We start from the raw sequence: 26,363 nt of genomic DNA on the forward strand, positions 1-26,363 counted from the left end.
CGACGCTCAGCCGAGCGTGTCATAAGCATTCGCACCGTCTTTGACCACCAGGATGTCTTCCATGATCAGATACTGCAGATCGGAGCCGAAGAACATGTTCAAGGCATCGGTCGGCGAGCAGATCATCGGTTCGCCACGACGATTGAGTGAGGTGTTCAGCGACACGCCGTTGCCGGTCAGGACTTCCAGGGCCTTCATCATGTCGTAGTAGCGCGGGTTGTATTCGCGCTTGAGCACTTGGGCACGGGAAGTACCATCCTCATGGACGACTTCCGGCACTCGGGTCTTCCACTCTTGCGCCACTTCGAAGGTGAAGGTCATGAACGGCGCCGGGTGATCGATCTTGATCATCTGCGGCGCCACGGTGTCGAGCATCGACGGGCAGAAAGGCCTCCAGCGCTCGCGAAACTTGATCTGATGGTTGATCCGATCCGCCACGCCGGCGACGCTCGGGCAACCGATGATCGAACGACCGCCCAAGGCACGCGGACCAAACTCCATGCGCCCCTGGAACCAAGCCACCGGGTTGCCGTCGACCATGATCTTGGCGATCTGCTCCGGCATGTTGTCCAGCTTGCGCCACTTCGGCGCATTGGCATGACGGGCACAGGCCGCGATCACGTCTTCGTTGCTGTAGGACGGCCCCAGGTAGACGTGCTCCATCTTCTCCACCGGCACGCCACGGGCGTGGGACACATAGGCCGCCGCGCCGACCGCCGTGCCGGCATCGCCGGAGGCCGGCTGCACGAACAGTTCCTTGACGTCGTCGCGGGCAATGATCTTCTGGTTCAGCTTGACATTCAGCGCACAGCCGCCAGCGAACGCCAGCTTGCCGGTTTCCTTGAGGACGTCGCCCAGGTAATGGTCGATCATCTGCAAGGCGAGCTTCTCGAACAGCGCCTGCATGCTGGCCGCGTAATGAATATACGGCTCGTCGGCGATATCGCCTTCGCGCTTGGGGCCCAGCCACTCGATCAACTTCGGCGAGAAGTAGAAGCCCTTGCCCTTTTCCTTGTAGCGACGCAAGCCAATCACGTTGGCGTAGTCGGTATTGATCACCAGCTCGCCGTTTTCAAACGAGGCCAGACGCGAAAAATCGTACTGGTTGGCATCGCCGTAAGGGGCCATGCCCATGACCTTGAATTCGCCGTCGAGCATTTCGAAGCCGAGGAACTCGGTGATTGCGCCATACAGGCCGCCCAGCGAATCCGGATCGAAAAACTCCTTGATCTTATGGATCCTGCCGTTTTCACCGTAGCCGAAAAAGGTCGTGGCGTACTCGCCCTTGCCGTCGATCCCGAGGATTGCGGTCTTCTCCTTGAAGCCAGAGCAGTGATAGGCGCTGGAAGCATGGGCCAGGTGATGCTCGACCGGCTCGATCTTGATTTTCTTCCGATCGAAGCCCAGTTGTTCCAGGCACCAGACGATTTTATTGCGATAACGCTTGTAGCGCCGGTTGCCCATCAGGATCGCGTCAAGGGCACGATCCGGGGCGTACCAGTAACGCTTGGCGTAGTGCCAGCGGGCCTTGCCGAACAAGCTGATCGGCGCGAACGGGATCGCCACTACATCAACGTCGGATGGCTTGATACCGGCCTGTTCCAGGCAGAACTTCGCCGATTCGTAGGGCATGCGGTTCTTTGCATGTTTATCGCGGACGAAGCGCTCTTCTTCGGCGGCCGCAATAAGCTTGCCGTCGATGTACAAGGCCGCGGAAGGATCATGGCTAAGGGCGCCGGACAGGCCAAGAATCGTCAATGCCACAGGGGTCTAGCCTCTTTAAAGTCTGCAGGCGGGCGGCAATGCGCCACAGTAAATGTGTTCTCGCCAAGGGCAAGAAACAGCTAAAGGGCGGGATTATAGCGTAAAAGCACCGGCAAGCCTCTAGCGGCCTGTGTGGCTGGTTCTGTTAGTCGATTTCGGCGCCACAAGCAGCTGATCGCCCCTGCCCAGGGCGCCAGGGCGGTCACTCGCTCAGTGGGCTGACGCGATGGTCTTGGGCAGTCGAGCGTCGATCACGCGGTACAAGGCACTGTTCTCGGGCCAGTTGCGCATGAAGCGCGCACGGTCCCGCGCATAGGCCGGTGCAAAGCTGTGGTTGGAGCGATGTTGATGCATCGAGTCGAGATCGATCAGCGCCCAGCGCCCTTCATGCCAGAACAGGTTGTGTCCCTTGAAGTCACCGTGACTGATGCGCTCGCCAATCAGCTCGATAAACAACTGGTCCAGGGCGAGCAGTTCCGCTTCCGGTGCCGCGCCGGACTCCACATAAGGCGCAAAACGCTCGATGATATCGGGTCCGGCCAGATACTCCGTCACCAGGTAAGCGCGGCTGCGTAACCAGCAGAAACGCCGCTCCAGCACCGCCAGCGGCCTGGGCGTGGCGATCCCGAGAAACGCCAGGCGATTACCTTCGCGCCAGGAATGCCAGGCGCGACTCGGGCGCCAGAAGCGCTTGAGCCAATGGGTGAAGCCCTTGATATTGTAGCGTTTGACCACCAGTGTGCGGCCACCCGCTTCGACCCGACCGACGCTGGCCGCGCCACCGGTCTTGTACAGATGTCCCCGGTCGAGCAAGGCATCGGCCTGAGCCAGCACCGGCAGCAAAGCCACCTCTTCCTCGCGGCGAATGGCCCGCAAGGCGAATGGTCCGCTCCGCACGCTGAACAGCGTGCAGTCACGCCCGACCTTGGCGAGAAAGTCTTTCAGGCGCCAGCCACGAATTTTTTCGACCTGCTTGAGCAAGGCCTCCAACGGCAACGCGTGCTCGGCATTGTTCAGCAGATAATGCACCAGCAACTCTTCGATAAACGGCGCGAAAGATTTGGGCAATTGTGCGAAGAACACCCCGAGGTTCTCCAGTACCTTCTGCCGTGACAGCGCTTTGCCGGCCTGCTCGACACAAACCCCAGCACCGTCGATCAAATACAGTTTGGCGCCATGGCGCAGCAGGTTGTCCAGGTGCAGGTCTTCCTGCCACACACCTTGGCCATGCATCTGCGCAATGGCGCTCAGTGCCTCAGCCAGCACCTGCTGCTGCTCATCCGCCAGCAGCGGTAGCGACTCGACTCGCTGCCAGGCTTGGGCCAGGCTTTCGGCCCCCTCGAGGAATTCGAACAACAACCAACCGCCTTCACCTTCCCGCAAGCCGTCGGCCAGTAGCAGTGGCGTGGTCAGTCCTTGTTCGGCGAGTAAGCGCACACCTCGCAATTCGCGCTGAAAGTGCCGGGCCGCCTTGTTGCCCACCAACAGCTTGGCCAGCACTGTGCGACCGCGCCAAACCCCAGCTCCGACATAACGCTGGCCAGGCAGCACGCGCAGCAGGCTGAGCAGTTGCAACTGCCCGGACCCGGCGGCATCCGCCAGGTCAATGCTCAAGGGCAAGACTGGCGTGCGTCCGGCGGACTTCAAGTCGGATAAACGCATCAACGATTTCCTTTTTTGCCGCGACGTGTATCCAGGTGCCTAAGCCAGGCAGCCACCAACGGGCTGTCCAGCGGTTGATCGAGATAAGCCGCCAGCAGGGTGCCTACTTCGCTCTCGCTCCACATCGGCGCGCGCCGCATCAGCGGCTCCAAATCCTTGACCCGATCACGTCGGCCAAACAGCAATGGCCGGGTTTTCTCCAGGTCGATCAATTGCGCCTGGTAATCGTCGGTCACCGGCCGCAGAAAAATATGCTTGGGATAAAAACAACCATGGACCTGGCGCAAGGCGTGCAGCTGTCGGGCCAACAGGCCGCAGGCACGCAAGATCGCTTGGCGCCGATCCGGCCTCATCTGCGCCCACTGTGCCAGCAGCGAATCCAGATCGTTCCAACCGTCCAGCGCCCGGGTCAACAGCATCGCCCGGCGCTCACCCTGCACGTTGCGCTCACCGAAAAACACCGCCTGCAACGCCGGAATGCCCAACCGCTGGTAACGGCTGATATTGCGAAACTCGCGGGCAAGGGTCGGCTCGCCCAAGGGCCTGTGCAGGGTCCGCGTCAAGTAATTGCTCTGGCGCTTGAGGTAATACCTCTGGCCTTCCAGCTCCAGGCGAAACACGCGGCTCCAGCCGCCGCCACTGGTATTGGGCTCATCCACCGCATCGAGTTCGATGGCCCACAAAGCATCAAAGTCGCCGAGGCCGTTACGCTCCAGCAATGCGCGGTCCGTCGCCGCCAGGAAATCGCTCATTCGCGCCCCTCGAAGAATCTCAGTACATGTCGAATCCGCTTTTTATCCGCGGCATTCAGTCGGCTGCGCTGGCAATACTGCAGGTAAAAACGCAGTCGTTGGGTCGCCGACAGCTGATACTTGGCGACCTTGTCCAGGCAGGCCAGATCCTTGGTAATCCGATAGCGCAGCCAGAAGCCCCGCCAGAACTCGCCGTTGGGACAATCGATCAGAAACAGACGGGCCTGGTCGTCGACCAACAGATTGCGCCACTTCAGGTCGTTATGGGTAAACCGTTGATCGTGCATGATCCGCGTATACTGCGCCAATTGCCGGCTGATGCCATCGACCCAGGCACGGTCGCGCAACAACGGATCGTGGCGATTGGCCAAGGCCGACAGGTCTTCGGTATTGGGCAATTCGCGGGTGATCATCGCGCCGCGATGATAGGCCGCGCCTCGGCGCTCCAGGCCCCAGCCGACCACATCGGCGGTTGGAATCCCCCACTTGGCGAAACGCTTGAGGTTCTGCCATTCGGACTTCACCCGAGGTTTGCCCACGTAGCGGCGCATGCCCTTGCCCGCACCGATATAGCGTTTGACGTAATAGTTCACACCATCGCGCCGGACCCGGATGACTTCGGACAACGGATCACGGGTCAGGTGCTCGCCCTCCAGGGCGAACACGGCCTTGAGACTGCCGAAATCATCGGCCAGCGCCGCATACTCAGGTTCCAGCTTCCACCCGGACATCAGAGCGCGTCCCCGTAACGCTGTTTGCGTTTGTATAGCTTGTCGGCCTTGCTTTGCAGCCAGGTCAGCAACCGCGCCTCGTCACGCAGGATCTGGCGCAACGGCTGGCGGAAATAGCCTCGCAGGAAACGCAGCTTGTCGCGTTGGGTAAGGCCGATATCCAGCACCGAGAAATACAATCCCGCCAGATCCTTGTCGCGCCAGCGGCGCGGGATGCTCGGGCGAACCTGCGCACGATGCAGATCGATGACCGAAAGCCGCAGGTCATCGGCCGTCACCGGCCTGTCGGTATGCAGCAGGAAATGGGCGATATAACAGTCGCGATGGTTGAGCCCGGCCCTGTGCATGCCAGCGGTCATGCGCGCCACCTCGGCAATCAGCGCATGCTTGAGCCGGGGTTCGGGCGGCTGTATGGACCATTGCAGGGTGAAGTCTTCGAGGCTGATGGTCGGCGCCAATTCTTCGGTGACGATAAACGAATCCTGGCCAGCCGGATTACTGCCACGCTCACCGTAGGCCACACCCGTCATGGTGGGCACTCCGGCTTGGCGCAGGCACTGGATAGCCCGCCACTCCTGGCCGGCCCCCAGTACCGGCATCTTCGCGGTCAACAGGTTCTTGAAGATCTCGCGCCAACCGATGCCACGGTGAATTTTCACAAAATAGCCACGCCCGGCGACTTCCGTGCGCAAAGTCCGCCGGGCCTCCAGCTCACGATAAACCTCGCCCTGCAACTGCTCGACCTCGGCGAAGGCATCGCGCCCGGCCCAGAGGCTCTTGAAGGGTTCGGCAAGGATCAACTTCATCGCTGTGGCTCCGCCAAAATCACGTCCGCCGCGTGCTGCGGCATGCTATAGAGATCAGCCGTCTCGGCGAAGGCCAGACCGTTGCGGCTCCATGTCGTGCGTGCCGTCTCGTCGGACAGCATCCGGTTCAGGTATTGATTGAGCTGGTTCTGCTCGAAAGGCTCGTCCAGTACCAACCCAGCAGCGGCCTCGGTAATGTAGTGGGCATAGCCACAGACCGCGCTGACCAGCACCGGCAACCCCGAGACCAGGGCCTCAAGCAACACGGTGCCGGTATTTTCGTTGTAGGCCGGGTGGATCAACAGGTCGGCGCCCAGCAGGAAGCGCGGGATATCGCTGCGCCCCTTGAGAAATCGCACGTGCTCGCCCAGTCCCAGCGCGGCACTCTGCACTTGGAATACCTTGGGGTCGTCCTGACCGATGACAAATAGCCGGGTGCGTTTTTTCAACGCCGACGGCAGGGCCGCCAGTGCCTTGAGACTGCGATCGACGCCCTTGGTCTTGAACCCGGAGCCAATCTGCACCAGCAGACAATCGTCGTCCGCCAGCTTGAATTCGCGGCGGAACCCGGCGCGGATCTCGGCGGCATTAGCCGGCGCCCGGCGGTCCTGGGCAATCCCCGGCGGCAGCAGGTGAAAACGTTCCGGCGGTGTGTCGTAGTGCTTGATGAACAATGGCTGCTGGACTTCGGAAATCATCAGGATCTCGGTCTTCGCCCCTTTGGCGAACACCGCTTTTTCGTATTCGGCGAAGTGCTGGTAGCGACCCCAGCGACGGTACAACGAATGGCGCAGATTTTGTGCCTTGTCCTCGAAGCAGCCGTCGGCGGCGTAATACACGTCCAGGCCGGGCATCTTGTTGAAACCGATCAACCGATCCACCGGGCGCTGGGCCAGGTCGGCTGCCATCCAGGCGCTGAGTTTTTCGTTGCGCCGATGGTTAGACCACGCCTTGACCGGCACCACCAGCACTTCGAAGCCGGGTGGAATATCCCCTTCCCAGATCAACGTATAAACACGAATGGCGTGACCGCGCTGCTGGCACTCCAGGGCGATACGCATGAAATCTCGCTGCAGTCCGCCGAAGGGAAAATACTTGTAAAGGACAAAAGCCAGTTGCATCAGTGTCGCTCCTCAGCCAGTAACAACGCGCTCAATCGGCTGACGACACGCTCGGGATCAAGCCGCGTAAAGCACAGCGGCGATTCGCGCTTCAAGTCGAATCGCCGCTGATCTTCAGGGGTCGGCACATAGGTGCAGTGCTTTTGCAGACAGGGCGCACAGCTAAAATTGCTCGCCAGATGAACCTGCGACTTGCCGTAGGCGCCGGTCAGGCCCGGATTGGTCGGACCGAACAGCGACAGGGTCGGCACATCCAGCGCCGCGGCCAAGTGACCCAAGCCGGTATCCACCGCCACACAGGCGCTGGCGTCGGCCAGGACCTTCGCCACCCCGGCAAGGTTCAGCTTCGGCAGTACCACCGCATGCTTCAGGCCACGGGCAATACGCTCGGCGCGGGCCTTTTCGGCCGGATTGCCCCAAGGCAATCTCACCTCGAGGCCCAGTTGTCCCATGCGTTCGGCCAGCTCGCGCCAGTAAGCCTCGGGCCAGTGTTTGGTGTCCCAAGTGGTGCCATGCAGGAACAACACGAACGGCGTCTTGCTACGCGGCAACACCACCAGTTTGTCGACATCCAACCCGTAATCGCCCAACCCCTTGGGCAAGTCATACCCCAAGGCCACGGCGAACAGTTGTCGGACCCGCTCGACCGCGTGCTGCCCACGGGCCACCGCCAGGCGCCGGGAATAGAAACGGCTGGCCAGGGGCTCGCGAGCCGACTGTTTGTCCAGCCCGGCGACCGGCGCTTTCGCATAACGGGTCAGGAACGCGCTTTTCACCAGGCCCTGGGCATCGATCACCAGGTCATATTTCGTTGCGCGCAGGCTTTGCTTGAAACGCTTCCACTCGCCGCTCCTGACGGCCTGCCAAAGGTTCTTGCGCCAGCGACGGATCGCCACTGTAATCACTTTGTCCACCGCCGGATGCCAGCTTGGGATCTCGGCGAAGCTCTCCTCGACCACCCAGTCAAAACGGATACCGGGAATGGCCCGGGACGCATCGGTGAGCGCCGGCAGGGCATGGATCACGTCCCCCAGGGAAGACGTCTTGACCAGCAATACTCGCAACTTACTCGACCTCGACCGGGGCGCCTTGCAGGCGCTGCAAGGCTTCGTTCACGGAGGCCGGCATCAGTTGGCGCAGACAGTTGTAATGCCCGAACCGGCAGGTACGATCAAAACACGGACTGCAATCGAGGCCCAACCGGACGATTTCCACCTGGTCCGCCAAGGGCGGGGTGAAGCCTGGGGAAGTCGAACCATAGACGGCCACCAGCGGGCGGTTCAACGCCGCAGCGACGTGCATCAGGCCGGAGTCGTTGGACACCACCGCGTCGGCGCAGGACAGCAGATCGATGGCCTCGGCCAACGAAGTCGAGCCGCTGAGGTTCACCGACTCTTCCCGCAGGCCGGGAATCAGCCACTGGCGAATATCTTCGCCAACCCCATGGTCATTCTTCGAGCCGAACAGCCAGACCTGCCAACCCTCGCGAATTTTCGCCTCGGCGACTTTTGCGTAATGCTCCGCCGGCCAGCGCTTGGACTCACCGAATTCGGCACCCGGGCACAAGGCCAGGACCGGGCGATCCAGCACCAGCTCGAACTTACCCAGTGCCGCTGCGCGACTGGCCGGGTCGATGCGCAGGTTCGGTCGGGGATAAGGCGTCGGCAGCTCGATCCCCGATTCATAGGCCAGGGCCATGAACCGTTCGATCATCATCGGGTAGCGTTGCGGGTCCAGCTTGCGCACATCATTGAGCAGGCCGTAGCGCAATTCGCCGCGCCAGCCGGTGCGTTTCGGGATGCTGGCAAAAAATGGCACCAGCGCCGACTTCAGCGAGTTGGGCAACAGGATCGCCTGATCATACTGGCCAGCCAGGGATTTGCCGATCCTGCGCCGAGTAGCCAGCTCCAAGACACCGTGACCGAGCGGAAAGCTCAAGGCCGCACGCACTTGGGGCATGCGTTCGAGGATCGGGCGGCTCCACTCGGGGGCCAGCACATCGATCTCGCACTGTGGGTGACGTTGTTTCAGGCACTGGAACAGTGTCTGAGCCATCACCATGTCACCGACCCAACTGGGCCCTACGATGAGAATCTTCATAAATATCCCGGAAACGATCAGGGAGGCCTGCGGCCTCCCCGGTCTTTGCGTGTCCAGTGGCCTGTAGGCTGGTTCTGTGAGTCAATTTCGGCGCCAGAAGTCCCGACCGGCGTTGCTGTTCCTTGCCATAGCGGGCTATGGCTCGTCACAGCGCCTTGGCCATGGGCTTCTGGCATCGAACTTGAGCTAACGAACTCACCGTACAGGCTACTAGCTTAGTCCCAGCTCGGCCCAGATCCGCATCACATCGCGGCGCTCGACCACAAACTGGTCGCCGCCGATGACGCCGGCTTCTTTCTGCAAGGCCTGGCGATGGGCAGCGGTACGGTAGGCCTTGTAGGCCTCGCGCAGCAGGGCAGCATCGCTCGCGGGGATCAGCCCGGCCAGCTCCAATCCCTCAAGAATGCGAATGTTATCCGTGTAGCGCAGTAACGCCGGGTGCTCTTTCGACCAGGCCAAAGTCGCGTATTGCACCATAAATTCAATATCGACGATACCTCCGGCGTCCTGCTTGAGGTCGAAGGGTGCCGAGGCGTCAAAGGCATTGGCCGCCGTGCCGGCCACAGTCGCCTTGCTGCCGAGGTTGTCACGCATCTTGGCGCGCATCTCGCTGACCTCCTGGCGCAAGGTCGGCAGATCCCGCTCGCGCCCCAGCACTGCCGCGCGGACCTTCTCGAAGCGCCTCCCAACGCCCTGGCAACCCACCAGTACCCTGGCGCGGATCAGCGCCTGATGCTCCCAGGTCCAGGCCTCGTTCTGCTGATAACGCTCGAATGCCCCGAGGGAACTGACCAACAGGCCGGAAGCTCCGGATGGCCGCAGGCGCATATCCACTTCATAGAGCTGGCCGGAGTTGGTCTGGGTGGTCAGCAGGTGAATGATCCGCTGTCCCAGCCGAGTGAAGAACTGCGCAGTGTCGATGGGCTTGGCGCCATCGGTCTCGGCAATCGGGTCGCCATCATGGATAAATACCAGGTCGAGATCCGAACCGTGCCCCAGTTCGATCCCGCCGACCTTGCCATAACCGACAATGATAAAGCCGGGGTCGCACAGGCTGCCATCCGCCCGTCGCGGCGAGCCATACTTGCCGACAGTCTGGCGCCAGGCCAGGGCCAGCACTTGCTCCAGGATTGCCTCGGCGAGCCAGGTCAGGTAATCGCTGACCTTCATCAGCGCCAGGCTGCCGGAGATTTCCGAGGCGGCAACCCGTAGCCGATGCGCCAGCTTGAAGTGCCGCAAGGCCTCCATCTGTTGTTCGAGGTCGTCCTCGGGAATCCGCGTCAAGCGCTCGCGTAATTCGGCGGCCAACTCCGGCGCCAACGGCGGCTTGAATAGCCGGCCTTCGTTGAGCAATTCGTCCAGCAACATCGGGAAGCGGGTAATCTGCTCGGCAATCCATGGACTGGCGGCGCACAAGGTCAACAACTGGCGCAGCGCGCCGGGGTTTTCCGTGAGCAGCACCAGATAGGCGGAACGCCGTGCAACTGCCTCGACCAAGGGCAGTACTCGCTCCAGCACCAGGTTTGGATTGGCCTGCTCGACCGCCTGGGCCAGCAAGCGTGGGATAAAGGCATCCAGGCGCTCGCGACCGAGGCGTTGCATGGCGCGCAATTGCGGGCTGGCGCGCAATGCCGCCAGTTGCTTCAGCGCCTTGGGCGCGTCGTTGAACCCAGCCTCCTCCAATTGACGACAAGCGGCCTCTTCATCCCGGATCTCCTCCCATAGCGGTAGCCACTCTGCGCCTACGGCGACCTGACATTCTTCCCCGTCTTCCTCATCTGGGTCGGCGATGACCTGGCGGAAGTGCCAGTCGACCCGAGCACGCCAGTACATCAATTGCTCATGGAACGCCGCCCAATTGTCGAAGCCGAGCATAAAGGCAATGCGCGCCTGATCCGTCTCGTCGGCGGGCAGCATCTGGGTCTGGCGATCGGCAATCGCCTGGATCGCGTGCTCGGTGTAGCGCAGGAATTGGTAACCATCGCGCAACTCGGCAATCACCGCCGGTGGCAAATAGCCCTGGCCCTCCAGGGTGGCGAGGACTTTCAGCAAAGGCCGTTGTTGCAGGCTCAAGTCACGCCCGCCGTGAATCAGTTGGAAGGCCTGGGCAATGAACTCGACCTCACGGATCCCGCCGGAGCCCAGCTTGATATTCTCGGCCATACCTTTACGACGGACTTCCTGCTGGATCAGTTGCTTCATGGTGCGCAACGCCTCGATTGCAGAAAAGTCCAGGTACCGCCGGTAGACGAACGGTCGCAGCATTTCCAGCAACTGCGCACCCGCTACCTGGTCGCCGGCCACGACTCGGGCCTTGATCATCGCGTAACGTTCCCAATCACGGCCCTGGTCCTGGTAATACTGTTCCAGCGCATTGAAGCTCAGCACCAGCGCCCCAGCCGAACCGTAGGGCCGCAGGCGCATGTCGACGCGAAAGACAAAACCATCCACAGTGATCGGGTCCAGCGCCTTGATCAACCGCTGCCCCAGGCGGATAAAGAACGCTTGGTTATCCAACGGGCGCTTGACTCCAACCGTTTCGCCGCCTTCCGGGTAAGCGAAGATCAGATCAATGTCGGAGGACAGGTTCAACTCCATGGCCCCGAGCTTGCCCATGCCGAGGACGACCATCTGCTGTGGCTCGCCGCTGCGTCGACCGGTGGGCGTGCCGAACTGCAGGCAATGGCGCTGATATAACCACCGGTAGGCCTGGTCGATACTGGCATCGGCCAGGTCCGAGAGATCGCGACAGGTCTGCATCAGGTCCGCCTGGCGCGTCAGGTCGCGCCAGATAATCCGCACCTGCTGGCGGGTCCGCTGGCGCCGTAATACATGCCCCAACTCATCCTCACTGTCGGCCTGCTGCGCCGCGGCGGCGATCTGCCCACACATTTCCCCCGGGGCGAATCCGCGATCCAGATCTCCGAACTGCACCAGCTCCAGCAACATCAAAGGGTCACGAACCGACTGTTCAATAAAAAAGTCGCTCGCGGCGCTGACCCTGGCGAAGTCCGTCCAGCGTTCGGGCGACCAGCCGGCCAGTCCATGATCGTCGTCCAGCGTGGCGACCGCAGCGCGCAACGACTGCTCGGCGCGGCGGACAAAAGGCAGGAGAATGCTTGGCAAAACGGCTCGTGCAGGTACGCTCATGGTCTATCCTTGATCGTCGAACAAACAGCCGTAAACTGTGACGGCAAGAAACACACACTGAAAAGGCCTGTCGAACAAAAGTTAGAAATAGCTGATAATCGCTTTTTTTTGGCAGTCAGCATCAAGCGTCTACCTGATAATGTTTATTTTCGACCAACAATATCGATTATTCTCACAACGTAACAGGAAGTTTTCGCTCGCTGATCTGTAGTTTTACTACTCGTCTATACATTCGGAAAGCTGAAATGCTCGACGATTTGTAGTAAAACTACAGGCCCGCCGGAACAACCTCCGGACCATCCAAGACTTTATGTCGTCTGCCCACAAGGCCAGTCGCAAACTCAGGCAACCGATTCTGGAAGCCTTTCCGCCCTGGAGCAAGCCATGCAAGACCTCGATCCCGTCGAAACCCAGGAATGGCTGGACGCCCTGGAATCGGTTCTCGACAAAGAAGGCGAAGACCGTGCTCACTACCTGATGACCCGTATGGGCGAACTCGCGACCCGTAGCGGTTCGCAACTGCCCTACGCCATCACCACGCCGTATCGCAACACGATTCCCGTCACCCACGAAGCACGCATGCCTGGCGACCTGTTCATGGAACGCCGCATTCGCTCGCTGGTGCGCTGGAACGCAATGGCCATGGTAATGCGCACGAACTTGAAAGATTCTGACCTGGGCGGTCACATCTCCAGTTTCGCCTCCAGCGCTACCCTGTATGACATTGGTTTCAACTACTTCTTCCAGGCCCCGACCGACGAGCACGGCGGTGACCTGATCTACTTCCAAGGCCATACCTCGCCTGGCGTCTACGCCCGCGCGTTCATGGAAGGGCGCATCAGCGAAGAACAGATGAACAACTTCCGCCAGGAAGTCGACGGTCAGGGCCTGTCGTCCTACCCGCACCCTTGGCTGATGCCCGATTTCTGGCAATTCCCCACCGTATCCATGGGCCTGGGCCCGATCCAGGCGATCTACCAGGCACGTTTCATGAAGTACCTGGAAGCCCGTGGCTTCATCCCGCAGGGCAAGCAGAAAGTCTGGTGTTTCCTGGGTGACGGCGAGTGCGACGAGCCGGAATCCCTCGGCGCCATTTCCCTGGCTGGCCGCGAGAAGCTGGACAACCTGATCTTCGTCATTAACTGCAACCTGCAGCGCCTCGATGGTCCGGTTCGCGGCAACGGCAAGATTATCCAGGAACTCGAAGGCGTGTTCCGTGGCGCCCATTGGAACGTCACCAAGGTCATCTGGGGCCGCTTCTGGGACCCACTGTTGGCCAAGGACGTCGACGGCATCCTGCAGCGGCGCATGGACGAAGTCATCGACGGCGAGTATCAGAACTACAAGGCCAAGGACGGCGCGTTCGTCCGTGAGCACTTCTTCAACACCCCAGAACTCAAAGCAATGGTCGCCGATCTGTCCGACGACGAGATCTGGAAGCTCAACCGTGGCGGCCACGACCCGTACAAGGTCTACGCGGCGTATCACGAAGCGGTTAACCACCAGGAACAACCGACCGTCATCCTGGCCAAGACCATCAAGGGTTATGGCACCGGTGCCGGCGAAGCGAAAAACACCGCGCACAACACCAAGAAAGTCGATGTCGACAGCCTGAAGTTGTTCCGTGACCGCTTCGACATCCCGGTCAAGGACGCCGACCTCGAACACCTGCCGTTCTTCAAGCCGGAAGAAGGCAGCGCCGAAGCCCGTTACCTGGCCGAACGTCGTACCGCGCTGGGCGGTTTCGTGCCACAGCGGCGCGCCCAGAGCTTCAGCGTGCCGACACCGTCCCTCGATACCCTCAAGGCTATCCTCGACGGCTCCGGCGACCGTGAAATTTCCACCACCATGGCTTTCGTGCGAATTCTCGCGCAACTGGTCAAGGACAAGGAAATCGGCCCACGCATCGTCCCGATCATCCCGGACGAAGCCCGTACCTTCGGTATGGAAGGTATGTTCCGTCAGTTGGGCATCTACTCCTCCGTCGGCCAGCTCTACGAGCCAGTCGATAAAGACCAGGTGATGTTCTACAAAGAAGACAAGAAGGGCCAGATCCTCGAAGAAGGCATCAACGAAGCGGGCGCCATGAGCTCCTTCATTGCCGCCGGTACTTCGTACTCCAGCCACAACCAGCCGATGTTGCCGTTCTACATCTTCTACTCGATGTTCGGCTTCCAGCGGATCGGCGACCTGGCCTGGGCCGCCGGCGACAGCCGTACCCGTGGCTTCCTGATCGGCGGCACCGCCGGTAGAACCACGCTGAACGGCGAGGGCCTGCAGCACGAAGACGGTCACAGCCATATCCTGGCCGCCACCATCCCTAACTGCCGCACGTTCGATCCTACCTACGGCTACGAGCTGGCGGTGATCATCCAGGACGGCATGAAGAAGATGACCGAAGAGCAACAGGACATCTTCTACTACATCACCGTGATGAACGAGTCCTACCAACAGCCGGCCATGCCAGCCGGTGCTCCGGAAGGCATCATCAAGGGCATGTACCTGCTCGAAGAAGACACCAAGGAAGCGGCTCACCACGTGCAACTGATGGGCTCCGGCACCATTCTGCGCGAAGTACGTGAAGCGGCGAAGATCCTGCGCGAGCAATTCAACGTCGGCGCCGATGTCTGGAGCGTGACCAGCTTCAACGAACTGCGCCGCGACGGCCTGGCGGTGGAACGCAGCAACCGCCTGCACCCCGGCCAGAAGCCGAAGCTGAGCTATGTCGAAGAATGCCTCAACGGTCGCAAGGGTCCGGTGATTGCTTCTACCGACTACATGAAATTGTTTGCTGAACAGATCCGCCAGTGGGTCCCTTCCAAGGAGTTCAAGGTCCTGGGTACCGACGGTTTTGGCCGCAGTGACAGCCGTAAGAAGCTGCGTCACTTCTTCGAGGTCGATCGTCATTTCGTGGTGTTGGCAGCCCTGGAAGCCTTGGCTGACCGTGGCGACATCGAACCTAAAGTGGTGGCCGAAGCCATCGTCAAGTTCGGGATCGACCCGGAAAAACGCAACCCCCTGGACTGCTGAGGAGACACCCCGTGAGCGAACTCATTCGCGTACCTGACATCGGCAGCGGTGAAGGTGAAGTCATTGAATTGTTTGTGAAGGTCGGCGATCGCATCGAAGCCGACCAGAGCATCCTCACGCTGGAATCGGACAAGGCGAGCATGGAAGTGCCTGCGCCGAAGGCCGGCATCATCAAGAGCCTGAAAGTGAAGCTGGGCGACCGCCTGAAAGAAGGCGACGAACTGCTTGAGCTGGAAGCCGAAGGTGGCGCTGCCACGGCCCCCGCGGCTGGCAGCGCACCGGCGGCCAAGGCTGACGCCAAACCGGCTGCGGCGCCAGCAGCCCCGGCTCCGGCGCCTGCCGCCGCGCCTGCCGCCGCCACTACCCAGCAAGTGCACGTTCCGGATATCGGCTCGGCGGGCAAGGCCCAGATCATCGAGATCTCGGTCAAGGTCGGCGACTCCATCGAGGCTGATCAATCGCTGATCACCCTGGAATCCGACAAGGCCAGCATGGAAATCCCATCGCCCGCCGCTGGCGTGGTCAAGAGCATCAGCGTCAAGCTCAACGACGAAGTCGGCACCGGCGACCTGATCCTGGACCTGGAAGTAGCGGGCGCGGCAGCACCGGCTGCCGCCGCCCCCGCTCAGGCTGCCGCACCTGCCGCCGCTGCTCCGGCGCCAGCCACGGCAGCCCCAAGCGCACCGGTGGCCGACAGCGTTCAGGATATTCACGTCCCGGATATCGGTTCGTCGGGCAAGGCCAAGATCATCGAAGTGCTGGTCAAGGCAGGCGACACCGTCACCGCCGACCAGTCGCTGATCACCCTGGAGTCCGACAAGGCCAGCATGGAAATTCCATCGCCTGCCGCTGGCGTGGTGGAAAGCGTTGCCATCAAGCTAGACGACGAGGTGGGTACTGGCGACCTGATCCTGAAACTGAAAGTCAAAGGGGCAGCGCCTGCGGCTGCTCCGGCCGCTGCCGCACCTGCACCTGCACCTGCGGCCACCAAGGCCGAAGCGGCTCCAGCCGCCGTCGCGCCCGCCGCACCGGCCAAACCCGGTGCCAAGGTCCACGCGGGCCCGGCCGTGCGCCAATTGGCTCGCGAGTTCGGCGTTGAGCTGAGCTCGGTCAGCCCAAGCGGTCCGCACGGTCGCGTGCTCAAGGAAGACGTGCAGGTTTACGTCAAAGCCATGATGCAGCAGGCCAAGCAAGCACCGACCGCCGCAGGCGGTGCAACCGGCGGCGCGGGTATCCCGCCGATTCCGGTCGTGGACTTCAGCCGCTTCGGTGAAACCGAAGAAGTGCCGATGACTCGCCTGATGCAGATCGGCGCGTCGAGCCTGCACCGCAGCTGGTTGAACATTCCGCACGTGACTCAGTTCGATTCGGCGGATATCACCGAGCTGGAAGCGTTCCGGATTGCGCAGAAAGCCGTTGCGGAGAAGGCTGGCGTCAAGCTGACCATCCTGCCGCTGCTGCTCAAATCCTGTGCGCACCTGCTCAAGGAGCTACCGGACTTCAACAGCTCGTTGGCGCCAAGCGCCAAGGCGATCATCCGCAAGAAGTATGTGCACATCGGCTTCGCCGTCGACACCCCTGAGGGCCTGTTGGTACCGGTCATCAAGAACGTCGACCAGAAGAACCTGTTGCAACTGGCAGCCGAAGCCGCTGCGCTGGCCGCCAAGGCCCGCGACAAGAAGCTCACCGCCGACGACATGCAAGGCGCCTGCTTCACCATTTCCAGCCTCGGCCACATTGGCGGCACCGGCTTCACGCCGATCGTCAACGCGCCGGAAGTGGCGATCCTCGGTGTTTCCAAGGCAACCATCCAGCCTGTCTGGGACGGCAAAGCCTTCCAGCCGAAACTGATGCTGCCACTGTCGCTGTCCTACGATCACCGCGTGATCAACGGTGCCGCGGCGGCACGCTTCACCAAACGCCTGAGCGACCTGCTGGCGGATATCCGGACTATCCTGCTGTAGCCCATCACCCGGCCTTCTCTCGCGAGGAGGTCGGGTTCGTCGCATCGATTTCCGAGCGCCACGCTCGTACCTCAACCCCGCCGACTGGCGGGGCTTTTTTCCCCACATCGTGCTGGTTTGAGCCTTCGCTCCAGATGCCCTTGGCAGTGCGGGCGATATGACACGGGTTGATGCGCCATGCCGGACATCCGTTGCTCCTGAGCGAAAAGAGGAAGGAACGATTGTGCTTTCGAGCACTGCCGACTTGGACGACACCTGAAAAAACCAGAACCCTCCTACAACCACTGGCCCACAGCGAAAACCACCCGCCGCCATCGCGCTCCGCTGAACTAATCTCCCCCCTCGCCGATACATTGAAGGCACGGAGCCACTGTTCTGCTTGTCAGCCCGACGCGCTTAATGCAACCTTGCCTAACGCGCCAGAAAAAGGGTCATTACCCGCGTGATCAGTACTCTTGAAGCGAGCTCTCAATGAAAAGCCAACCCGATGTCGCCAATAGATTGGCGACCGAGGTCGTGACGCAATTACCGGTGCCCTCGCGGCTCGGTATGCTGCGTTTCGAACGGCTGAATGAAGTCAGCTGGGCGCTGTTGTTTCTCGACCCCAATTGCGAACGCCAGTTCGGCCAGCCGGCCATCGAACTTTGTGCCTTGGTCGGCTCGCCCTACGCCAGCCTGATGGAGCCCGACGCTCGCTATCGCCTGCATGAGGCCATCCAGGCGCAACTGGTGGAAAACCCGCATTACCTGATCCGCTATACGTTGCATACCACACTGGGTCCGCTGACCTTGTTGGAACTGGGCGAAGCCTACAAACAACACAATCGCCATCTGTTGCGTGGCTACCTGCTAGTGGTCGAGGGATTGCTCGACCAGGAGCCGGGATTGCCCGTGGCCGACCTGGAAACCCAAAACAGTCGCTTGCAGATCGCCCTCCAATTGAACCAGCGCGCCCAGCAGGAACAACTGCAACACCTGGACCGGGTGCGCGCCCAGCAAGACCTGATCCTGCGCCTGGCCCGCCAGCGCTACAGCCTGAACAACTCGCTGCGCGAAGCCGCTGAGCTGATCACCCGCAGTGCCTGCGATATCTACGCAATCGACAGTGCGAGTATCTGGTATCTCGAAGACCAGCGCCTGGTGCCGATCTCCGCCTATCATCGCGCCAGCCAGGAATACGTGGTACCGCAAGTGATCGATGCGAGTCACTTCCCCGACTACCTGGAAGCCCTGCATACCAGCCGCGCCATCGACGCCCATAACGCCATTCGCGACCCACGCACACGCAAGATGGCCGAAAGCCTGCGACCCCAAGATATCAACGCCATGCTCGACGCCAGCATCCGTATCGACGGCCAGGTGGTCGGCGTGCTGTGCCTGGAACAGACCGGTCAGACCCGTGCCTGGCAATCGGATGAAATCGCTTTTGCCGGAGAGCTGGCGGACCAGTTCGCCCAAGTCATCAACAATCACAACCGGCGTACCGCCACCAGCGCCCTGCACCTGTTCCAGCGCGCGGTCGAGCAAAGCGCCAATGCTTTTCTGCTGGTCAATTGCGACGGTGTGGTGGAGTACGTCAACCCGAGTTTTACCGCCATCACCCAATACAGTACCGAGGAAGTCCACGGCCAGAAACTCTCTGAGCTGCCGGCCCTGGAAAACCTCAGCGAACTGCTGTTTGACGCAGCGTCGAGTCTGGCCAAGAGCAACAGCTGGCAGGGCGAGTTCAAGAGCCGGCGCAAGAACCTCGAACCCTACTGGGGCCAACTGTCGATTTCCAAGGTCTACGGTGACAACCGCGAGCTGACCCACTACATCGGCATCTACGAAGACATCACCCAGACCAAGCTCGCACAGCAGCGCATCGAACGCCTGGCTTATACCGACAACCTGACCAATCTAGGCAACCGCCCGGCGTTTATCCGCAACCTCGACGAGCGCTTCGCCCGGGACAGCGACTCGCCCATCAGCCTGCTTCTGGTGGATATCGACAACTTCAAGCGGATCAACGACAGCCTCGGCCACCAGACCGGTGACAAGCTGCTGATCAGCCTGGCCCGACGCCTGCGCAACAGCCTGAGTCCGAGCGGCAGCCTGGCACGCTTTGCCAGCAACGAATTCGCGGTGCTGCTGGACGACACCGACCTGGAGACCGGTCAACAGATCGCCAACCAATTGCTCACCACCCTCGACAAGCCGATGTTCGTCGATAACCAGTTGATCAGCGTCACCGGCTCTGTCGGCCTGGCCAGCGCACCGCTGCACGGACGCGACCCACAGACGCTGATGCGCAACGCCGGCCTGGCGCTGCACAAGGCCAAGGCCAACGGCAAGCATCAAGTCCAGGTTTTTACCGAAGCGCTGAACGCCGAAGCCAGCTACAAGTTGTTCGTCGAGAACAACCTGCGCCGCGCTCTGACCCAGAACGAATTGGACGTGTTTTACCAACCCAAGTTGTGCCTGCGCAGCGGGCGCCTGCTGGGAATGGAAGCGCTGTTGCGTTGGAATCATCCGGAAAAGGGCATGATTCGCCCGGACCAGTTCATCAGCGTGGCCGAAGAAACCGGCCTGATTATTCCGATCGGCAAATGGATCGCCCGCCAAGCCTGTCGCATGAGCAAGAAACTGACCGCTCGTGGCCTGGGCAACCTGCAGGTGGCGATCAACCTGTCGCCCAAGCAGTTCTCCGATCCCGACTTGGTGGCGTCCATCGCCAGTATCCTCAAGGAAGAGCAACTGCCACCGTCGCTGCTGGAGCTCGAACTGACCGAAGGCCTGCTGCTGGAAGCTACCGAAGACACCCACCGGCAGCTCGACCAATTGAAGAAACTCGGCCTGACCCTGGCCATGGATGATTTCGGCACTGGCTACTCGTCCCTGAGCTATCTGAAGAAATTCCCGATCGATATCATCAAGATCGACCGCAGTTTCATCCATGAAATCCCGGATAACCAGGATGACATGGAAATCACCTCCGCCGTGATTGCCATGGCCCACAACCTCAAGCTCAAAGTGGTGGCCGAAGGCATCGAGACCTCCGCGCAACTGGCGTTCCTACGTCGCCACCGTTGCGACGTCGGCCAGGGCTATCTATTCGACCGGCCGATCCCCGGAATCGAACTGGTCCGCCAGCTCAGACGTTATCCGCGCGGTCCTTTAGCCTGACAGCGCTGTAACACTCGGGCACACTGGCGGTCTACTACAACACTACAGCTTATCCCAACCTGACTGAGAGGACTGCGATATGGCCTTGCGCTCGGAAATTCTGGTGAACAAAAACGTGCTCCCTACCAAAGAACAAGCTCTACCTGGCCGCGAAACCCCGATCGCGGTACCGGACAAACATTTCGTCAATGACCACCCGCTGCTGGGTCCGTTTCCTGGCAATGTCGAATTCGCGATCTTCGGCCTGGGTTGCTTCTGGGGCGCGGAACGACGCTTCTGGCAATATAAAGGGGTGTACAGCACCGCAGCGGGCTACGCTGGCGGCTTTACGCCCAACCCCACCTACGAAGAAGTCTGCTCGGGCCTGACCGGCCATAGTGAAGTGGTGCTGGTGGTGTATGAACCGGAAAAAGTCAGCTATGAAGAGCTACTGGCACTGTTCTGGGAACTGCACGATCCCACCCAGGGCATGCGCCAGGGCAACGATATCGGCACCCAGTACCGCTCGGTGATCTATGCCACCAAGCCGGCCCAATTGGAAGCCGCGAAGAACAGCGCACAAGTCTACCAGGCCGAATTGACCAAGGCCGGCCTCGGCACCATTACTACAGCAATCGAGGAGGCGCCGACCTTCTTCTACGCCGAGGCTTATCACCAACAATACCTGGCGAAAAATCCCGAAGGTTATTGTGGCATCCGTGGCACGGGAGTGACCTGCCCAATCTGAAGCCCTGCTGGCAAGGGTCGCGAGCGGGCGCCAGGCTCTGAGCGCCCCAACAGTTACTCGGTAATCAACCAGTCCATCCGCCAGTCACCCTGGGTCTGCCCCAGTTTTTGCGCCAGCCACGGCAGCAATTGGCGCAACTCTTCTTCCAGGCCCCACGGCGGATTGGCAATCGCCAGGCCCGAGCCGTTCAGGCTCGCCGGCGTATCCAAAGGGTGCACCAGCAACTCCACGCGCAGCAACTTCGGCGCGCCGGTGCCGGCCAAGTCCTGGTAGAAACGCTTCAGGGCACGTTGATCCTTGATCGGATACCAGATCACCGCCACCGTCTGGCGCATGCGACTAATGGCCTCCTTCAACGACGCGGCACAGCGCTGCATCTCGTCGAGCTGTTCGAACGGTGGATCGATCAGCAGCACCGCACGCTTCTGCGCGACCGGCAACAGCGCCCGTGCGACATGCCAGCCTTCGCCCAGGTGCACCGCCACTCTTCGATCACCCTTCATGTTGTCCTTGAGCAGCTTGCCGTCTTCCGGGTGTTTTTCATTGAGCAACACACGGTCCTGGGCACGGCTCAAGCGCCTCGCCAGTTCTGGCGAACCAGGGTAATAACGCAATTGGCCATCCGGGTTCATCTCGTGCAGCACGCGCAGATAGTCGGCAGTTACCGCCGGCAGATCCTGTTCGCCCCACAAGCGACCGATCCCCTCAAGGTATTCGCCGGTGCGGCTGGCCTGGTCGCCCTTGAGGTCATACAGGCCGATACCGGCATGGCTGTCGAGGTAGGCGAACGGCTGCTCCTTGCGCGCCATCAGCGCGATCAGGCGGGTCAGGACCAGGTGTTTCAAGACATCGGCGTGATTGCCGGCGTGAAAGGCGTGACGGTAGTTCATGGCGACTCCTGCGAAGGAGGCGAAGTTTACCCTGTGGTCCAGCCGCCGTCAGGTCGCAACGTACAAACGGCAGGGCTGGGCGCTGACATACTTCCCGCTATCTGCCGTGATAACGTCGTTTCCCCACCCATGAAGGACCTGAAAACAATGACCGTCCGCTACGCCAAGATTATCCTGAGCCTCACCCTTGCCGCCTTCGCCTTTATGGTCACCTTCAACAACATCACCGATTACGGCTCCAACTTCGCCTTTGTCAGCCATGTACTGAGCATGGACACCACCTTCGCGAACAATGCCGCGATGTACCGTGCGATCACCACACCGGTGCTGTGGCATGCCGCCTACTGGCTGATCATCTTCGGCGAAGGTCTGACCGCCGTGCTGCTGGCCCTGGGCGCACTGTCACTGTGGCGAGCGCGCAAGGCCGATGCCGCCACCTTCGCCCAGGCAAAGAAGTGGGTCGTTGGCGGCGCAACCCTGGGTTTCCTGGTCTGGTTCTTCGGCTTCATGGTGGTAGGCGGGGAATGGTTCCTGATGTGGCAATCGCCGATCTGGAATGGCCAGGAATCTGCTTTCAGGTTTTACATGGCGATCCTTGGCGTACTGATCTTCGTGAATCAAGCGGACGCCGAGCAGGCTCGATAGCCATCTCATGTAGGCAACAACCTCCTACAACTTTTTTCATATCAAACTTTTGGATTTTTCACACAACTTGATAGGAACCTGCTGATAGGCAACACAACGGTCACGGGATATCAAGTTGGCTTCGCGTGCCAATAAGCACGGAAGTTCAACTTACCCCGGAACGAAACTGCCATGACCCAACCCTACGCCTTTATCAACGAGCGCATACAAGGCTACTCGATGTTGAAATCATCGTTGTCACTGGGTAGAAACGCCGCCACGAAATTCGACACCCTGAACGCCCATATTCACAATATGATGGTTCTGCCAGGTCAGATTGTTATCGTCGGCGACGACTCAACAATGTCCTGTACCGCCGAAGAGGCCCGCCTGATGGAGGCCGGCTGGAGGGTCAGGCACGCTCTGGCAAGCAATTTGGCACGCTCGGACGGCTTTATCCTGGAAAACTATGATCTCTTGCAGATGCTACTGGGCAACGCCGCCCTGGGCCTCGGCAGCGCAAGCAATGCCTGGAACAAACACTTGACAGCGGTGAGCAGCACACTGCAAGAAATCGAAGCGCTGCATAAACACTCCCTCAGCAGAAGTGGCGGCAGGGATGAATTCCTCGCGCAAAGAAGGCTGTTATTCGCCAAGCTGGATGCCCAATTGGAAGGATTCGCCCGCTACGGCACAGGGCTGCGCAATAGAGGATCGATCAAGAAAATGTTGGGTATTTCCACCCGGAGCTACGTCCAGAGTGGCGAGATCAAAAGTTATGCCTCGACATTAGACAGTATATCCAGGACCGCCAACCATCTTAAAAAAGGAACGCCTATCGGAATCGCCTTGGACACCACGGCTACCGCACTGGAAATAAGAGAAGCCTGTTCCAGCGGGCGAGAAGAACAGTGCCGAGAGGCCAAATTCGTCGAAAGCGGCAAGCTGGCCGGCAACGTCGCGGGAGGCTTGATTGCTGGCCCTGCCAGTGTTTGGGTATGCGTTACGATCCTAGGCATTACCACAGGCCCAGGAGCTTTGAGTTGTCTTGTTGTCAGTGGAGTAGCCGGGGGAGCAATGTTCGGCGGCTTGGTTGGAGGAGCCGGTGAAAGGACGGGTGAGAAACTATATCAATGGACAGCCCCATGACTCTCCCCCCCTCATTCTGCATAGATTGTGCTGTCATGCTCTGGATTATCGTTAACCTGCTGGTCGTGGCGGCTCTTGCCCATTGGAAGCTGGATCGAATGGAAAAGCTATTGGACAAATGCTCATTGATCATTGATTCGAAAATCGGCTGGGGCAAGGGGTTCATGGGTCGAACAAGAAGAGTCAGCATGGTAGCAGCCGCTCTCTCACGCCCTCTACTGCACCCTCGATGCACTGTTATCGATCTAGAGCAAATACGTCAATTCCCCAAAGGCCTTAAGAGACTGGTCGTAGGCGTCCATATTTCAATAGTGCTCTGCTGCATAATGATATTGCTATCTCCGTATTGGAAAAGCTGACTCGTAACCCGGCGAGCCATTATACAAATGAACAACTCCATGACCCTCCCACTCTCATTCTGGCTATCTGCCGGTGTCATGCTCTGGCTGATCATTAATATATTGATCCTGACGACTCTTGCCTATTGGAAGCTGTAGCGAATGGAGAAACTATTGGATAAATGCTCCTTGGTCATGGACTCGAAAGTCGGCTGGGGAGAAGAGTTTATAGGGCGAACAAGGAGAGTCTCTGTAGTAGTCGCCATTCTCTCACGTCCCCTGTTGCACCCTCGATGCAGCGTTATCGATCTAGAGCAAGTGCATCAGTTTCCCGAAGGTTTGAAGAGGGCCGTTATAGGCCCCCATATTTCACTGTTGCTTTCCGGCATGGCGCTATTGCCACTGCACTATTGGAGGAACTGAGTCGTGGTGGCTGCATTTTTCGCCCTTCCAAAAAAACGGCCCATCCCCATAAAGAGACGAGCCGTTTTTCGATCACGCTGTGTTCAGGGTCTCAACCCCACGCCATCAGCGGTCCTGGCGGAACTGCTTCTCTGCTGCGTCGAAACGCTGCAGCATCAGCGCCGAAGGCTTGCCCAACTTGCTGACGATATAGATCGCAAGGCTGGCGAACAGGAAACCTGGGATGATTTCGTACAACCCCAGCAGGTTGAAGTGTTTCCAGACAATCACCGTGATCGCGCCAACCAGAATCCCGGCCAATGCGCCATTGCGGGTCATGTCCTTCCAGATCACCGAAATCAGTACCACCGGACCGAATGCCGCGCCAAAGCCGGCCCAAGCGTAGCTCACCAGCCCCAGTACGCGGTTTTCCGGATTCGCCGCCAAGACGATGGCAATTACCGCCACCAGCAGCACCATCGCCCGGCCAACCCAGACCAGCTCAAGCTGGGAGGCGGATTTACGCAGGAAGGCCTTGTAGAAGTCTTCGGTCAGGGCACTGGAACACACCAGCAACTGGCAGCTCAGGGTACTCATCACCGCCGCCAGGATCGCCGACAGCAGTACGCCGGCAATCCACGGATTGAAGAGGATTTTCGCCAGCTCGATAAATACCCGCTCGGGATTTTCGCTGACAGGACCGGCCACATCGGGATGCGCCGAGAAATAGGCGATACCGAAGAAGCCCACTGCCACGGTGCCACCCAGGCACAGGATCATCCAGGTCATGGAAATGCGCCGGGCGTTGGCAATCGACTTGACCGAATCCGCCGCCATGAAACGCGCCAGGATATGCGGCTGGCCGAAGTAGCCCAGGCCCCAGCCCATCAGCGAAATGATCCCGACGAAGGTGGTGCCCTTGAGCATGTCGAAGTTGCTCGGATCCTTGGCTTCGATGGCCAGGAAGGTGGTGTCGACACCGCCGGTAGCCAGCAGCACGATGATCGGCGTCAGGATCAGCGCGAAGATCATCAGTGTGGCTTGCACGGTGTCGGTCCAACTGACCGCCAGGAAACCGCCGACGAAGGTGTAGGCGATGGTCGCCGCCGCACCGGCCCACAAAGCCGTTTCGTAGGGCATGTCAAAGGTGCTTTCGAACAGCCGCGCTCCGGCGACGATGCCCGAGGCACAGTAGATGGTGAAGAACACCAGGATCACCACGGCGGCGATGATTCGCAACAAGCCACTGCGGTCCTCGAAACGGCTGGAGAAGTAATCCGGCAGGGTCAGCGCATCACCGTTGTGCTCGGTCTGGACTCGCAGACGACCGGCGACGAACAGCCAGTTCAAGTAGGCCCCGACGATCAGGCCAATGGCAATCCAGCTTTCCGACAGACCGGACAGGTAGATGGCGCCTGGCAGGCCCATCAGCAGCCAGCCACTCATGTCGGAAGCACCGGCCGACAGCGCGGTCACCACGCTGCCGAGGCTGCGGCCACCGAGAATATAGTCGGAAAGGTTATTGGTGGAGCGATAGGCCATCAGACCGATCAACACCATTGCGGCGATGTAGATCACAAAGGTGATCAGGGTTGGGTTGCTTACACTCATTCAAAAGTCCTGGCATTGTTTTTATTTAGCGGCGACCCGCAACCGACACAATGACCACTGGCTGTCAGACGGTTGAACGAGTCGAGCATTTATGACTGATATTTTCCCAGGAAAACCATCAGCCGATGACCCCGCTTGCAAGAGGTTGCACCTTGACCATGCATGCTATTAAACAAAACAAACAAGGTGCAACCTGTTTCGTCTGTTTAAGTTGCACCCTTAGGCGTTTCCGGCTTTTCCGATTGTTTCTTGCTCCCTTTCGGAGCAAAAAACAAAGTACTAATAATTGAAAAACTTAAGATCGAAGCGGCACCCACGTGCCGGAAAAAATCTTTCGATCAACCGCGGTTCTTTTCGCGTAAAAAATGGTTGCACCC

General features: G+C 60.0%; 17 protein-coding genes. 6 read left to right on the top strand and 11 right to left on the bottom strand.

Annotated elements, in window-relative coordinates; translation table 11 throughout:
• Positions 1 to 6: 6 nt before the first annotated feature.
• The 9 genes from AWM79_RS19835 to glnE form a co-directional block, all read right to left on the bottom strand.
• Complete coding sequence (locus tag AWM79_RS19835) at positions 7 to 1,764, bottom strand: carbamoyltransferase family protein (protein WP_060783596.1); 1,758 nt, start codon at positions 1,762 to 1,764, stop codon at positions 7 to 9.
• 210 nt (positions 1,765 to 1,974) lie between these two features.
• Positions 1,975 to 3,426 carry a lipopolysaccharide kinase InaA family protein gene (locus AWM79_RS19840; RefSeq protein ID WP_017133373.1) on the bottom strand — a complete coding sequence of 484 codons (1,452 nt, stop codon included), beginning with the start codon at positions 3,424 to 3,426 and terminating at the stop codon, positions 1,975 to 1,977.
• A complete protein-coding gene (locus AWM79_RS19845; RefSeq protein WP_017133374.1) occupies positions 3,426 to 4,178 on the bottom strand; it encodes a lipopolysaccharide kinase InaA family protein in 753 nt (250 codons plus the stop codon). The genes AWM79_RS19840 and AWM79_RS19845 overlap by 1 nt, the downstream gene beginning before the upstream one ends.
• Positions 4,175 to 4,909, bottom strand: coding sequence for a lipopolysaccharide kinase InaA family protein (locus tag AWM79_RS19850; protein WP_017133375.1), 735 nt, complete (start codon positions 4,907 to 4,909; stop codon positions 4,175 to 4,177). The genes AWM79_RS19845 and AWM79_RS19850 overlap by 4 nt, the downstream gene beginning before the upstream one ends.
• Positions 4,909 to 5,715, bottom strand: a complete 807-nt coding sequence (gene rfaP, locus AWM79_RS19855) for a lipopolysaccharide core heptose(I) kinase RfaP (RefSeq protein WP_017133376.1) — start codon at positions 5,713 to 5,715, stop codon at positions 4,909 to 4,911. The genes AWM79_RS19850 and rfaP overlap by 1 nt, the downstream gene beginning before the upstream one ends.
• Positions 5,712 to 6,836: a glycosyltransferase family 4 protein gene (locus AWM79_RS19860; protein WP_017133377.1), complete on the bottom strand. Its 1,125-nt coding sequence runs from the start codon at positions 6,834 to 6,836 to the stop codon at positions 5,712 to 5,714. The genes rfaP and AWM79_RS19860 overlap by 4 nt, the downstream gene beginning before the upstream one ends.
• A complete protein-coding gene (gene rfaC / locus AWM79_RS19865) occupies positions 6,836 to 7,900 on the bottom strand; it encodes a lipopolysaccharide heptosyltransferase RfaC (RefSeq protein WP_026013333.1) in 1,065 nt (354 codons plus the stop codon). The genes AWM79_RS19860 and rfaC overlap by 1 nt, the downstream gene beginning before the upstream one ends.
• A gap of 1 nt (position 7,901) precedes the next feature.
• Positions 7,902 to 8,936: a lipopolysaccharide heptosyltransferase II gene (gene waaF / locus AWM79_RS19870; RefSeq protein ID WP_060783597.1), complete on the bottom strand. Its 1,035-nt coding sequence runs from the start codon at positions 8,934 to 8,936 to the stop codon at positions 7,902 to 7,904.
• A gap of 210 nt (positions 8,937 to 9,146) precedes the next feature.
• Positions 9,147 to 12,086, bottom strand: a complete 2,940-nt coding sequence (gene glnE / locus AWM79_RS19875; protein WP_060783598.1) for a bifunctional [glutamate--ammonia ligase]-adenylyl-L-tyrosine phosphorylase/[glutamate--ammonia-ligase] adenylyltransferase — start codon at positions 12,084 to 12,086, stop codon at positions 9,147 to 9,149.
• A 384-nt stretch (positions 12,087 to 12,470) separates the two neighbouring features.
• Here glnE and aceE point away from each other — a divergent pair, with 384 nt between their 5' ends.
• From aceE to msrA, 4 genes are all read left to right on the top strand, one after another.
• Positions 12,471 to 15,116, top strand: a complete 2,646-nt coding sequence (aceE, locus tag AWM79_RS19880) for a pyruvate dehydrogenase (acetyl-transferring), homodimeric type (RefSeq protein ID WP_017133381.1) — start codon at positions 12,471 to 12,473, stop codon at positions 15,114 to 15,116.
• 11 nt (positions 15,117 to 15,127) lie between these two features.
• Positions 15,128 to 17,080, top strand: a complete 1,953-nt coding sequence (gene aceF, locus AWM79_RS19885) for a dihydrolipoyllysine-residue acetyltransferase (RefSeq protein WP_060783599.1) — start codon at positions 15,128 to 15,130, stop codon at positions 17,078 to 17,080.
• Between the two features lie 471 nt (positions 17,081 to 17,551).
• Positions 17,552 to 20,245, top strand: a complete 2,694-nt coding sequence (locus tag AWM79_RS19890) for a sensor domain-containing phosphodiesterase (protein WP_017130112.1) — start codon at positions 17,552 to 17,554, stop codon at positions 20,243 to 20,245.
• A gap of 79 nt (positions 20,246 to 20,324) precedes the next feature.
• Complete coding sequence (msrA, locus tag AWM79_RS19895) at positions 20,325 to 20,972, top strand: peptide-methionine (S)-S-oxide reductase MsrA (protein ID WP_017130111.1); 648 nt, start codon at positions 20,325 to 20,327, stop codon at positions 20,970 to 20,972.
• A 53-nt stretch (positions 20,973 to 21,025) separates the two neighbouring features.
• Here the strand turns inward: msrA and AWM79_RS19900 are convergent, their stop codons facing one another.
• On the bottom strand, positions 21,026 to 21,862 hold the full coding sequence (locus tag AWM79_RS19900) for a 23S rRNA (adenine(2030)-N(6))-methyltransferase RlmJ (RefSeq protein ID WP_017130110.1): 837 nt from the start codon (positions 21,860 to 21,862) through the stop codon (positions 21,026 to 21,028).
• A 147-nt stretch (positions 21,863 to 22,009) separates the two neighbouring features.
• Between AWM79_RS19900 and AWM79_RS19905 the strand changes: the two genes are divergently transcribed.
• Complete coding sequence (locus AWM79_RS19905) at positions 22,010 to 22,507, top strand: DUF2165 family protein (RefSeq protein ID WP_017130109.1); 498 nt, start codon at positions 22,010 to 22,012, stop codon at positions 22,505 to 22,507.
• Positions 22,508 to 22,678: 171 nt separating this feature from the next.
• On the top strand, positions 22,679 to 23,635 hold the full coding sequence (locus tag AWM79_RS19910; RefSeq protein ID WP_017130108.1) for a hypothetical protein: 957 nt from the start codon (positions 22,679 to 22,681) through the stop codon (positions 23,633 to 23,635).
• 866 nt (positions 23,636 to 24,501) lie between these two features.
• Here the strand turns inward: AWM79_RS19910 and putP are convergent.
• The gene (gene putP / locus AWM79_RS19920; RefSeq protein WP_060783600.1) at positions 24,502 to 25,986 is read right to left on the bottom strand and encodes a sodium/proline symporter PutP; all 1,485 of its coding nucleotides are present in this window, start codon (positions 25,984 to 25,986) and stop codon (positions 24,502 to 24,504) included.
• Between the last annotated feature and the right edge of the window lie 377 nt (positions 25,987 to 26,363).

Origin of the sequence: Pseudomonas agarici (genome assembly GCF_001543125.1) — a bacterium.
GTDB classification, from domain to species: domain Bacteria; phylum Pseudomonadota; class Gammaproteobacteria; order Pseudomonadales; family Pseudomonadaceae; genus Aquipseudomonas; species Aquipseudomonas agarici.